Source organism: Marinomonas alcarazii (assembly GCF_003208215.1).
Classification (GTDB): Bacteria; Pseudomonadota; Gammaproteobacteria; order Pseudomonadales; family Marinomonadaceae; genus Marinomonas; species Marinomonas alcarazii.
The window spans coordinates 169,494-181,748 of the sequence record NZ_QKLW01000004.1 but is presented as its reverse complement, the minus strand read 5'-3'; the positions used below and the strand labels follow the sequence as shown (position 1 = coordinate 181,748).

Sequence of the window (12,255 nt, the reverse complement as noted above, 5' to 3'; positions counted from 1 at the left end):
TATTTTACAACGTGTCAGACAATAAAAAACACCTAATTCCCTTTTTTAAAAGAATTACATCAAGAAATGCAGCAAGTAGAGAAGTCCTAAGCTAATCTTAATAAAAAACAAGGAGTTCTCTATGAAGTTCGAACTAGTAGACCGTCAAGGCTATATCCCAGATCTAAATTATGGCATCTCAGGACAAGAGCTTTCCTGCTTTATTCCTAGTGACTACCCTTTCCAGCAAGTAAGCTACAATAACGGCGAAGGTGAAGCCATTATTGATAAACATACTTGGCAGTTTTTCTTCACCCAAGAAGGCATAGGAATCAAGTTAATAGATGGTATTGTTTCACTAAAAGAGGCTGAGCATTTCTTAATGGCTATCAAGTCGCACATCTGGGGGGAAACACACCAGCAAGTGCAAATATTCATGGCAGGCACAACACCAAAATAGAAAGCTTGCCTCTTATAAAACAAGGCATGGGGCTTAACCTAAGGCTAAGCCCCATGACATCACAAAGCCGTCGCTCGCAGCATACGCTTAGCCCATTGACTCCAAGACCCAACATAAACTTGCTTAGCACCTATTCCAGCGTAGTTTAATGCCAAGACATTATGGCAAGCCGTCACACCAGATCCACAATAATAAACATAAGCATCACAATCATCTGATAACCAATCCTGCCACTCGACATGAAGTTGTTCCGCGGGCTTAAAGTAGCCATCTGGATCCAAGTTATCGGCAAACGGTCGATTAATGGCTCCAGGGATATGACCTGCAACAGGGTCCATTGTCTCATTTTCCCCATTAAACCTGTCTGATGACCTAGCATCCACCAGCTGGAATTGATTGGTTTCAAAATTTTCGATAACCGCTTGCTCGGTAATAGCCCAAGGAAATGATACAGCTACTTTATGCTCTGCCGCTACTGGAACAGTAGGTGTTTGTGAGACATCTCGACCTTCTTTAACCCAAGCAGGAAAGCCACCATTTAACACGCGCACATCAATGTCTTGCTGACTCAACATCCACCAAGCTCGGGCAGCGATAGCTCCGCCCATATCATCGTAAACCACCACTTTAGAGTGAGTCTCTATCCCCCAATCCTGTAACTGCTTCGAGAAGACATTTTCATCCGGCAGAGGGTGTCGACCAGTTGTTTGTGTTTCTGGCGAAGCTAACTCATGATGAACATCCACAAAAATAGCGCCAGGAATGTGGCCTTTTTCATATTCAGACCGCCCTTTAGCATGATCAGTCAAATAAAATCGGCAATCCAAAACAACGACATTTGGCTGCCCAAGCAATGTAGCCAATTCATTTGTATTTATTAATGTTTTTAATAGCACAGGCTTTTCCTCAGACACTCATTAACGCTCGTCAAACAGAACATTTCAGTTTCTTTTAAATCTACTTTGATTATTCATTTTTTGCTAATATTCGCGCTTATTATCTTACTGAAGAGCTCCCCATGTTACGTATTGATCTAATCCTCACTGAGCAAGGCCTTGCAAAATCTCGCTCGCAAGCGCAAACCTTTATAAGTGAAGGTCGAGTATCTTACAAACAAGGTGAACACTGGATAAACGTTACCAAGGCCAGTCTAAAGCTCCCTGGGGATACCGAAATTACGATCCAACAAAACGACGCTGATAGGTACGTTTCGCGCGGTGCCCTAAAACTTGAAGGAGCCTTGCAATACACAAACTTAAACATTGAAGGTTTATACGTACTAGATATCGGCCAATCTACCGGAGGCTTTAGCGATTGTGCTATTCAACATGGCGCAGCAAAAGTTGTCGGTGTAGAAGTAGGCCACGACCAACTCGATCCGCGCTTACGAGATAATAAGGACATTATTTGCTTAGAGGGCATCAACGCTCGCCACCTATCGGTTACAGATCTAAACGAACACTTCCCAGAAAATGGTTTCGACCTTGTCGTTATGGACGTCTCTTTTATTTCACAAACAAAAATTTTGCCACAGCTACCAGACTTACTCTGCGAAAAAGGTCACCTAATAACGCTAGTAAAACCTCAGTTTGAAGTAGGCAAAGACTTCATTGGAAAAGGCGGTATAGTCAAAGACAAACTACGAGTAAAGCAGCTTGAAAAAGACATCAAAGACGTTATCCAAGGACTAGGGTTCGAAGTGAAATGCTATATAGAAAGTCCGATCAAGGGCGGAGATGGCAACCAAGAATTTTTACTTTGGGCGACACGTCGATAAGGTCATCGCCCATGATGTACAGAGAAAATTAACGCTTAGATAATTTCATCGTAGTTGTGAAGGTTACTAGGCAGAATCTCACGGGCTTCTTTTTCTTCTAGTTCAGTAATATAGTTTCTAGCCATATAAAAACCCAAACAACCAAAGATAACAGACCCGATCGCCTGACCAAAAAGAATCCCTTCAGCGCCCATAAACAAAGAGAAGAAAGTAATCAAAGGCCAAGTACCTAGTGTCGCTCGGCCAAAATTTAACAAGGTACTGTTTAGCGGCCTACCAAGATTATTGAAAACCGCAATCGCAATAAAAAGTAAGCTTTGAAAGAAAAAGCTAAAAGAAACAAAGGTAGCAAAAAAGCGAATCAAATCAGCACTGCCCTGTGACGCATGAAACACAGAAATCAGCCAGTCCTGCATCTGATAAAGGCAAAAACAAAGCACTAAACAGTATCCAAATGCATAAATCACTGCACTGCTGATTGCACTGTGCATTCTATCAAAACGCCCTGCTCCATAATTCTGACCCAATATAGGCCCCACCGCGCCAGACAAAGCAAATATACCACCAAAAACAACAGGAATAATGCGTCCAATAACTGCGACGGCGGCCACGGCATCATCACCAAAAGAAGCCGTGTGCTCCATTACAATGGCGTTTGCTAGCGGCGAAGACATATTGGTTAACATGGCAGGAACAGCAATTAGGGAGATAGATTTAACGTCCTCAAAAAAATCCATCAAATCAAATTCGCCTAACATTTTATGGATATGGACAACGCCATAATAAGACACAGCCACCATAGAAAAACGCGCGATCAAAGAAGCGATGGCCGCCCCTTGCACCCCCAAGCCAAATGCAAAAATGAAAATCGGGTCCAGTACCGCGTTAACTAAGCCGCCAATCATAGTGGCGTACATTGCTCGACGTGCATCGCCTAATGCTCGCATAATGCCAGAGCCAATCATGCCAATCATTACTGCCGGCATACCAAGAACTAAAATCTGCAAATATCCGGTAGCTAAGTCCAATGCTCGCCCTGTCGCACCTATATACAACAAGATATGAGGGATATTAGACCACAAAAGCCACACAATCCCAGTCGAGAAAAAAATACCGAACGCCAACACATTCACGGCACGCCGCTTGGCCAATTCAATTTGACCTTCTCCAATTGCCCTGGATACCAATGCCGTTGCAGCGATTGATACAGCAATGCTTAAAGAGATGGTAAAAAACATAATCGTGCTGGCGAATCCAACGGCCGCAACCGCTTCCTTTTCACCCAACATAGAGAGGAAAAGCATGTCGACGAGGTCGACCAAAAACATGCACATCAGGCCAAACGCGCCAGTAGCAGACATACTAACAACATGTTTAAAGGTTGAACCTTCTGTAAGCTTTGCCGGACTAGGCATTTGTTTCCCCTAAAAATGCCGTTTTTACTGAACGACAACGATACGAAAAAATAAAAAAATCGGACAAGTGAGTACTTGTCCGATCCTTTATTTTCTCATGTATAGGCAATTGAGAAAATGCTTACTTCACACTCGTCATGCAGATAATTTAGTGAAGGTCATTATTCGTTCGATTAAAAACGATTTTTTCGACATCAGCAAAACGCTCTGCGAAATGCACCGTCATACCTTCTTTCACCGATTCTGGCAGCTCTTCAAAATCTCGGCGGTTAGGCTCTGGCAAGATGATCTCACTAATCTTACTGCGTTTCGCAGCAATGATTTTTTCTCGAATACCACCAACAGCAAGCACTTGGCCTGTTAAAGTAAGCTCACCAGTCATTGCTAAGCCTCGACGTATCGGTTCATTTCTTGCCAATGACATCAAAGCCGTTGCCATCGTAATACCAGCACTTGGGCCGTCCTTCGGCGTTGCGCCTTCAGGCACATGCAAATGCACAAGACTCTTATCAAAAAACTCTGGCGATTTCTGGTAGCTCTTGGTGTGCGAGAATACATAGGAATAAGCAATTTCAGCGGATTCCTTCATCACATCCCCCAGCTTACCAGTGAGTTTTAAGCCACGTGTTAGTTCATGCACTTTATTCGCTTCAATCGGCAATGTCGCCCCGCCCATAGACGTCCAAGCCAGACCTGTTACCACACCAACGCCTTGTAAGGTTTTCTCAGGTCTGAAATAAGGCATACCTAACAAGGTTTCGACATCTTTAACACCTACATTGATTTGCTCTTTCTCTCCCGTTATCAGTTCCACAACACTCTTACGCAAGATTTTTTGTAGCAATTTATCCAATCCACGAACCCCAGCTTCACGAGCATAATGTTCGATAATATGTCGCAACGCTGCATCCGTAATATTCAACTGCTTCTTAAGCAACTTGTTCTTCTTCAGCAATTTTGGCCACAGATGCTGCTTAGCAATCGCCAATTTTTCATCACTTATGTAACCAGACAACCGAATCACATCCATCCTGTCTAACAAAGGCGCAGGGATAGTATCCAGCTGGTTTGCTGTACAAATAAATAAGGCTTTTGATAAATCGATACGCATGTCTAAATAATGATCGAGAAATTCAACATTTTGCTCTGGATCCAAGGCTTCCAATAAAGAAGACGCAGGATCGCCTTGGAAAGAAGAGCCAATCTTATCGATCTCATCCAACATAATGACAGGGTTTTCAACCTCAACATCTTTCAGCGCTTGCACAAACTTACCCGGTAAAGCGCCTATATAAGTGCGTCGGTGCCCTTTAATTTCAGCCTCATCGCGCATACCGCCAAGGCTAAAGCGATAGAATTTACGATTCAAAGACTCCGCGATCGATTTACCAATGGACGTTTTACCAACACCTGGAGGGCCAACAAGAAGAAGAATACTTCCTCCCATCTCACCGCGATGCGCGCCGAGCGCCAAAAATTCCACAATACGATCTTTGATATCACCAAGGCCCGCATGATGAGATTCCAAAACCTCACGAGCCAGCTTGATGTCGAGATTATCTTTAGAATGAATTCCCCAAGGCAGCGCTGTCGCCCAATCCAAGTAATTACGCGTAACACCATACTCTGGAGAACCCGTTTCCAGAATACTGAGCTTATGCAACTCCTCTTGAATCTTATCATTTACAGCTTTAGGAAGAATTTTGCCTTCCAAGCGCGCTTCAAACGTTTCAACATCTGAAGTACGATCGTCCTTTGAAATCCCCAACTCTTTTTGGATAATTTTCAGCTGTTCTTTTAGAAAGAAGTCACGCTGATGCTTGCTGATTTTATCGTTCACTTCTGCGCTAATTTCATTTTGTAAGCGAGCAATTTCTAACTCTTTGCGCAGCAGCGTCAACGCCGAATGCATACGCGCAGGAATCGGAATCGTTGCCAAAACATCGTACAGCTCTTCAGCATCTGCAGAAGTGATAGACGCGGCAAAATCGGCTAACAGACCAGATTCATTAAAGGAAAAGCGCCCTAGATACTGTTTTAAATCTTCACTAAATAAAGGGTTCAAACGAATCAATTGCTTAATAGCATCAAGGATCGCAATTGAGTACGCTTTTGACTCATCATCATTTGATTTAACATCGTTAATATAACGAACACGCGCCAGATAAGGCGCCTCTTCACTTAACCATTCAACAACCTCAAACCGCTTCACGCCCTGCGCCAAAAACGTTAATTTGTCGTTTTGCTTCTCGGCTCTATGAACTCGGGCAACACAACCGATAGATCGAAACTCATTGACCGAAGGCTCTTTCTTTGCCTTCTTATCCGCGTAGACCAAACCAACAGCCGCTTGTGGGTGCTCAGCAATTCGCTCCAGAGTCTCTTCCCATTGCTGTGCATCAACCATAACAGGCTGAACCTGCGCGGGAAAAAATGGACGACTAGAAATAGGTAAAATAAATAGCGTCTCAGGCAAAACATCATCAGGTAAAGCTAAACCTTTAGGGTCACTAATCTCGATATCGTCAGCCCCATCCATTACATCATTGACTTCGTGTTCATCTATATATTGTTCATCATCATTCATTATTAAGGTCTCACACATTGCCTCGTTGTTAAAAACAGCCCAGCGATCAACAGCTAATGACTACTCTTTCTGATACCTTCTATGTAATGACGATCTTACCGAAAACAATACTTTCCGTTATTTTCCCAAATACTTGCTTACTTCAAGAGCCAATCTAACCATACAGACAGGATTAGTTATTTGGTCAATTCTTACTTAATGCTATTATTAGCTAAATGATGAAACGATAACTCACTTACATTCACACTCCCTTAGTGATTAGAAAGGAATGGCCAATGACCCGCGATGAAATCCTTAACGCTTACCAAGATATCCATGTGGTAAAGCACCCTTTTGTTAAACACAAGTTAACAAGTCTACGTGACAAAAATACCAGCACGCGTGAATTTCGAATGTTGGTAGAAGAACTTGGCACCCTCATTGGTTATGAAGCCACCAGAGATTTAGAAACTGTCGACATCGAAATAGAGACACCATTAGAAAAAGCCATGTGCCCTGTATTAAAAGGCAAAAAGCTTTGTATCGTCACAATAATGAGAGCCGGGAACGGGCTTGCTGAAGGCGTATTAAAATTATCGCCAAGCGCTCGAGTTGGCCATGTTGGCTTATACCGAGACCCTGAGACAAAACAACCTGTCGAATACTATCTAAAAATGCCACATTCAGTGAATGAGCGCACCATCATTGTTGTCGATCCTATGCTAGCAACAGGCAACTCTGCGATCATGGCGATCGAAAAAATGAAAGAAATGGGCGCAACGGACATTCGCTTTATCTGTCTATTTGCCGCACCAGAAGGCATTCAAGTCTTTAAAGAAGCACACCCTGACGTTGCCATGTACATAGGTTCAATTGACCGTGGCCTTGATGAACACGCCTATATCCGACCTGGCGTAGGTGATGCTGGCGACCGTATATACGGAACGCGCTAATCAATACAACTCCAAATCAAAAGGCCCTTTTAAAGAAGGGCCTTTTTTCTATCAAAGCGGTATTTTTAAAACAGTAGACTAAACAACAAAACACGCTAGTTCTTCACAGCAAGAAATACACCAGCACTTGCCATAATACCGCCAGCGGTTCGATTCAATGATTTCATTGAACGCTCAGATTTCATAAACCGTCGCGCTTGAGAAGCACAAACTGAAATAATGGTAAGACCAAGCAAAAGAGCAATAAAGGCCAAAAAAGAAGCCAATACAATATCAACACCACCAAGAACAGTTAAATCCATAAAGGTCGGCAAAAAAGCCACATAAAAAAGAATCACTTTAGGGTTCGATGCTGAAATCATAAAACCTTGCATAAAACTCGCCATTTCACCGCTCGTCGTGCCAACATCTGCTGAAGTAGAAGAGACAGGAGATGTCCACATTTTCCAGCCTAAATACAGCAAATAGGCCGCACCTGCATATCGTATGACTAAAAATGCACTCTCCCATGTGGATGCTATCGCAGCCAAACCATAGCACGCCATCACCAAGTAAATGATATCGCTTAACACCATACCAAGACTAAGCGATAAACAAGCCCGCGCACCTTTGGTCATGCTTCTTGCCAAGATAGCAAAAATACCAGGACCTGGAGTGATACTAAAAATAAAGATAGCGAGAAAGAAGGTAATGCCACTTTCTAATGTCATAATGATGCTCCTTTAGCTACCCTTTTACGTCACAGCCGGCTAACACCATACGAGTAATAAAGTGTTTAGCTTCTTCGTAATCACTTTCTTCTAACTCATCTTTTTGCAGCATAATTTTTACTTGCGCATCAAAATCTGCATAAGTTTGAGTCATAGCCCAAATACTAATAAAAAGATGTTCAGTCGACACCGGAGCCATCAAGCCCTGAGCAACCCACTGTTGAATTGTTGCTTTCTCTCGACTTAACTCCGTTACGAATAAGTTTCTCAGATAATCTAGAACAAAAGCCTCTTCACCAATTAGTGCCATTGCAAAGATTTTAGAGGCATTTTTATTGGCGCGAGATTGATCAATTTTTTCGCTAATATAACGGGTTAGATTAAGCTTTGGACCTTCTTCCGCATTAAACTCACTCACCGAATCCAACCATAGGCGCAAAATACGTTCTAATACGGCTTCTAGTAAATCTTTCTTAGAGCGGTAATAGTAATGCACATTGGCCTTTGGTAAGCCAGCTTCATCAGCAATCATCTGAGTCGTTGTTTTTGCCAGACCTTGTCGAGCAAAAACACGCTCTGATGTTTCAAGAATGAGCATTTGGTTTTGAGCTCGAATATGCGCTTTCAGCTGATCTTTTGGTCGTTTAACGTCAGTCAAAGGTGTAGCCTCATTGATCGAATATAGTACTAAAGGGGAAATGATTTGCAGTATCGACTTACCTTCCTGTGCGACACAGGAAGAGAATAACATTCTTTATAATTGTCACGAAGAGATAACAAAAATTTGGCATAAAAAAAGGGAGCCGAAGCTCCCCATTTCCCCTCGTAGCAGAGACGTTAGTAACTATAGGCATTCGTTACTAGGCTAACTGCTACACCACGTTGGCGCTGTAATTGACATGCTGTAGGTTCAACATATCAATGTTCTGAGCAAGACACTGATTCGCAAAAGCCGATTAGCTTTCCTTTATACGCCAATCAATGTCTTAAATATTCAATTTATACGCTGATTATAGACACCTAATTTTGCAGCGCAATAGCTCAGAAGAAAAAAGTTGACCGATCGATCAAATAATTTAAATAAATTAGCTATTTTTAGGTTGAGGCGCCCTGGTAAGACGATTTCGTCCCTTCTTCTTGGATTGATATAGAGCATCATCCGCTCTTTTTAAGACTGCATCGGTAGACTCCCCGGATACTGCAAATGCGACGCCAATACTGACCGTCACGTTTATATCTACTTCCTGCTTTTTCTTAGGATCGAATACCGTAACAAACGCCTTTTCTATACTCTCTCGAATGGTTTCTAATGATGACTCAGCTTCATCAAGATGCTTACTACGAAAGACCACCGTAAACTCTTCACCGCCGTATCGAAAAGCACGCCCTGGGTGAGCAAACAATTTCAATTGAGAGGCAACGTTTTTCAGCACCTTGTCTCCCATGTCGTGTCCATAGGTATCATTGAATTTTTTAAAGTGATCAACATCCACCATAGCAATAGCGTACTGCTTAGATAATCCCACCAATTGCTCATTCAAAGACCGCCGACCAGGCAATTTTGTCAGGTCATCGAGATAAGCCATACGATGACTTTCCATCAATAAGAACCAAATCCATAAAAGAAACTGAGCCGATAGCAACGCATCAAACTGCGTATCTGAAGACACAAAATAACTGATTACCAACAAGCTAACGATACTCACTAAACCGCTAGCTTTAAACGCATCTCCGCTAAACCACCAAGCAACGCCTGTCGTACCTGCGCTCAACAACAAAACACTCCAAAGCAATACCGTTGACCAGGTAAAGCTACTGCTAAAAAAGCGGTAATCTAAAAAAGAAAATGAAATCCAGCCGCGCTCGATGGCATAACACCACCCCACCAACATAAAGATAAAAAGAATACGATTTACAGCAAAATGGTTAAAAAACCCTCTCTCTGGAATAAATCCCAACAAAGAAATGCAAAAACAAGACACGACTAGATACGCCGTCAATGATGCCTGTTGGTCTGAACCACCATACAATTTGGGAATCAGTAGCAACAAGACTAAGATCAAGACTCGACCTTTATTAAAGTGCCAAGCTAATAAAATAGCGACGCCTGCTAAAATAAGAGGGAGCAGTGGCAAAATACCAAACCACAAAGGAGGCAGCATACCAACATACAAACTCGCGTAAACACTCACGAGCAAAATACAGCATGGCACTAACAATGAACCTAACCGTTCAGACATAAAACATCAAACCCATCGAATCATTCGATTAAATACGATCAATATATTGCCCCGAAAACGATCCAATTTCATTAATAATAGTGTGAATTATAAATTGAGGAAAAATAAGATGGGATTACTAGTAGACGGACAATGGGTCGACCAATGGTACGACACAAAATCAAACCAAGGTAAATTCGTGCGCAGCGAGTCTGCTTTCAGAAACTGGATCTATCCAGCCAGTGAGTATGATGCAGACAATGCAAAGCATTTCCCAGCACAAGCCGGACGCTATCACTTATACGTTTCTTTAGCATGTCCTTGGGCGCATCGTGCGTTAATTTTCATCAAATTAAAACAACTAGAAGACCTAATTAGTATCAGCTGTGTTCATCCAGACATGCTCGAGAACGGTTGGGAATTTAAAGAAGACTCAGCATTTAGCGATCCAAATATTGCTATTGGCGACCCGTTACACCAGTTTAACTATGCGCATCAGCTTTATACTAAAGCCGACTCCAATTACAGTGGCAGAGTCACCGTGCCTATTTTATGGGATAAAGAAACCAGCACCATCGTGTCTAACGAGTCGTCTGAGATAATTCGCATATTTAATAGCGCTTTCAATGAGATAACTAACAACAAACTCGACTTTTACCCAGCAAGCCAAGCCCTAGAAATAGATGAAATTAATGAACGTATTTACAATACCTTGAATAATGGCGTTTATAAATGTGGGTTTGCCACCACTCAAGATGCTTACGAAGAAGCATTACAGCCTTTATTTGATACACTGGATTTCTTAGAAGAAAAACTGTCGACCAATACCTACCTGCTTGGAGAGGAACAAACCGAAGCCGACTGGCGGCTTTTCACAACACTCATTCGCTTTGATGCAGTGTATTTTGGGCACTTCAAGTGCAACTTAAAGCGAGTTTTGGACTATCCAAATTTAAATACGTACTTAAAACGCCTCTATGAAACACCCAATATCGCCAGCACAATCAATATGCAGCACATAAAACGACATTACTACTTTAGCCATAAAAACATTAATCCAACGCAAGTTGTTCCTGTTGGACCAACCAACCTTTTCCTATAGTCGCTTTACAACAAGCAAAGGAATTAAGGTAAATTAAAGAAGCCTAAGCTAAAGTCTATTAAAGTGGTCTATTTTTAAGGATAATAGGCTCACTTTTTATCCAATTTATTTGGGTCGGTAGCCGCTAACGTGGACATCGCCCCAAATATAAATGCTTAGGACTTGTGGTTATTTATGAACAAAAAAATACTTTGGATTATTTCGTTTGCACTGCTGTTCATATTGTGGATAAAAGCAGGTCCATTTCAAAGCACTGAAGAAGACACCACAAATGACAGCGCCACAGCCCTAAACGAAGAATCTGGGGAAGCCACTGCAAACGAAAAAAGCTACTTCAAGTCTCACCCTATTTCTCAAAAAACGCCTGATTTCGCAGCCATTACAGACGTTAAAGAGCGCAAACAAGCCTTTTTTGAATTCCTAACCCCCTTTGTTAATGAAAAAAACACGCTCATACTCAAAGACCGTGAACGTATAACGGGTCTATTAAACAGCAACAAAAAGCTCTCATCTAAAAACAAAAAGTGGATTTCTACCCTTCGCGAAGACCACAAAATGAGCAAGTTAGACAACTACACAAAAGATGACTTAAAAGCCTTATTAAGAAGGGTCGACATTATTCCTGTATCGTTAGTCTTAGCACAAGCCGCGAATGAATCCGCTTGGGGAACCTCACGCTTTGCCACAGAAGGAAATAACTTTTTTGGCCAATGGTGCTTTAGAAAAGGTTGTGGTTTAGTCCCTGGATCTCGAGACGAAGACGCCGATCACGAAGTACGAAAATTCAATGATGCCCGCGAATCTGTTTTTGCTTACATAGACAACTTAAACACCAACGCAGCGTATAGAACACTTCGAGCTGCGCGCGAGGAACTAAGACAGGATAAAGAAATAATCACAGGCCTTGCGCTCGTTCATGGACTAGAGTTCTACTCACAACGCGGCCAAGCCTATGTAGAGGAAATCGAAGGCCTCATTAATTATAATAAACTTTGGCGCTACAACCGTGTTCAGCCAAATCAAGAGCCGCAGTAACTGTTCAGGCAATTCGCAATTTTCCTAAATTTCGGCGTA

The 12,255-nt window shown here is 42.2% G+C and carries 11 protein-coding genes; 5 read left to right on the top strand and 6 right to left on the bottom strand.

Annotated features, from left to right (window positions below):
• Window positions 1–121: 121 nt before the first annotated feature.
• Window positions 122–439 carry a hypothetical protein gene (locus DFP75_RS10680; protein ID WP_110575443.1) on the top strand — a complete coding sequence of 106 codons (318 nt, stop codon included), beginning with the start codon at window positions 122–124 and terminating at the stop codon, window positions 437–439.
• A gap of 59 nt (window positions 440–498) precedes the next feature.
• Here the strand turns inward: DFP75_RS10680 and DFP75_RS10675 are convergent, their stop codons facing one another.
• Window positions 499–1,335 (bottom strand): sulfurtransferase, encoded by an 837-nt coding sequence (locus DFP75_RS10675; RefSeq protein WP_110575666.1) that lies wholly within the window; start codon window positions 1,333–1,335, stop codon window positions 499–501.
• A 122-nt stretch (window positions 1,336–1,457) separates the two neighbouring features.
• Between DFP75_RS10675 and DFP75_RS10670 the strand changes: the two genes are divergently transcribed.
• Complete coding sequence (locus DFP75_RS10670) at window positions 1,458–2,216, top strand: TlyA family RNA methyltransferase (protein ID WP_110575441.1); 759 nt, start codon at window positions 1,458–1,460, stop codon at window positions 2,214–2,216.
• Window positions 2,217–2,251: 35 nt separating this feature from the next.
• On the opposite strand, the gene DFP75_RS10665 is transcribed toward DFP75_RS10670, so the two are convergent.
• Entirely contained in the window at window positions 2,252–3,631 is a 1,380-nt protein-coding gene (locus DFP75_RS10665) for an MATE family efflux transporter (protein ID WP_110575439.1), read from the bottom strand.
• A gap of 148 nt (window positions 3,632–3,779) precedes the next feature.
• Window positions 3,780–6,218 carry an endopeptidase La gene (lon, locus tag DFP75_RS10660; protein WP_110575437.1) on the bottom strand — a complete coding sequence of 813 codons (2,439 nt, stop codon included), beginning with the start codon at window positions 6,216–6,218 and terminating at the stop codon, window positions 3,780–3,782.
• Window positions 6,219–6,493: 275 nt separating this feature from the next.
• Between lon and upp the strand changes: the two genes are divergently transcribed.
• Entirely contained in the window at window positions 6,494–7,150 is a 657-nt protein-coding gene (gene upp, locus DFP75_RS10655) for a uracil phosphoribosyltransferase (RefSeq protein ID WP_110575434.1), read from the top strand.
• Between the two features lie 95 nt (window positions 7,151–7,245).
• Here the strand turns inward: upp and DFP75_RS10650 are convergent, their stop codons facing one another.
• The 3 genes from DFP75_RS10650 to DFP75_RS10640 all read right to left on the bottom strand — a co-directional run bounded on the left by DFP75_RS10650 (window position 7,246) and on the right by DFP75_RS10640 (window position 10,100).
• Window positions 7,246–7,860, bottom strand: a complete 615-nt coding sequence (locus DFP75_RS10650) for a LysE family translocator (protein WP_110575432.1) — start codon at window positions 7,858–7,860, stop codon at window positions 7,246–7,248.
• Window positions 7,861–7,876: 16 nt separating this feature from the next.
• Window positions 7,877–8,518 (bottom strand): TetR/AcrR family transcriptional regulator, encoded by a 642-nt coding sequence (locus tag DFP75_RS10645; protein ID WP_110575430.1) that lies wholly within the window; start codon window positions 8,516–8,518, stop codon window positions 7,877–7,879.
• A gap of 427 nt (window positions 8,519–8,945) precedes the next feature.
• A complete protein-coding gene (locus DFP75_RS10640; RefSeq protein ID WP_110575428.1) occupies window positions 8,946–10,100 on the bottom strand; it encodes a GGDEF domain-containing protein in 1,155 nt (384 codons plus the stop codon).
• 109 nt (window positions 10,101–10,209) lie between these two features.
• Between DFP75_RS10640 and DFP75_RS10635 the strand changes: the two genes are divergently transcribed.
• Together DFP75_RS10635 and DFP75_RS10630 are read left to right on the top strand one after the other, a co-directional pair.
• Entirely contained in the window at window positions 10,210–11,181 is a 972-nt protein-coding gene (locus DFP75_RS10635; RefSeq protein ID WP_110575426.1) for a glutathione S-transferase family protein, read from the top strand.
• Between the two features lie 174 nt (window positions 11,182–11,355).
• The gene (locus tag DFP75_RS10630) at window positions 11,356–12,216 is read left to right on the top strand and encodes a glucosaminidase domain-containing protein (protein ID WP_110575424.1); all 861 of its coding nucleotides are present in this window, start codon (window positions 11,356–11,358) and stop codon (window positions 12,214–12,216) included.
• Window positions 12,217–12,255: the final 39 nt, after the last annotated feature.

What these genes read in the sequence shown, in the direction of transcription:
- DFP75_RS10635 (WP_110575426.1), top strand. Translation starts at nt 10,210, where the DNA reads ATGGGATTACTAGTAGACGGACAATGGGTCGACCAATGGTACGACACA.
- upp (WP_110575434.1), top strand. Translation starts at nt 6,494, where the DNA reads ATGACCCGCGATGAAATCCTTAACGCTTACCAAGATATCCATGTGGTA.
- DFP75_RS10650 (WP_110575432.1), bottom strand. Translation starts at nt 7,860, where the DNA reads ATGACATTAGAAAGTGGCATTACCTTCTTTCTCGCTATCTTTATTTTT.
- DFP75_RS10640 (WP_110575428.1), bottom strand. Translation starts at nt 10,100, where the DNA reads ATGTCTGAACGGTTAGGTTCATTGTTAGTGCCATGCTGTATTTTGCTC.
- DFP75_RS10680 (WP_110575443.1), top strand. Translation starts at nt 122, where the DNA reads ATGAAGTTCGAACTAGTAGACCGTCAAGGCTATATCCCAGATCTAAAT.
- lon (WP_110575437.1), bottom strand. Translation starts at nt 6,218, where the DNA reads ATGAATGATGATGAACAATATATAGATGAACACGAAGTCAATGATGTA.
- DFP75_RS10665 (WP_110575439.1), bottom strand. Translation starts at nt 3,631, where the DNA reads ATGCCTAGTCCGGCAAAGCTTACAGAAGGTTCAACCTTTAAACATGTT.
- DFP75_RS10630 (WP_110575424.1), top strand. Translation starts at nt 11,356, where the DNA reads ATGAACAAAAAAATACTTTGGATTATTTCGTTTGCACTGCTGTTCATA.
- DFP75_RS10670 (WP_110575441.1), top strand. Translation starts at nt 1,458, where the DNA reads ATGTTACGTATTGATCTAATCCTCACTGAGCAAGGCCTTGCAAAATCT.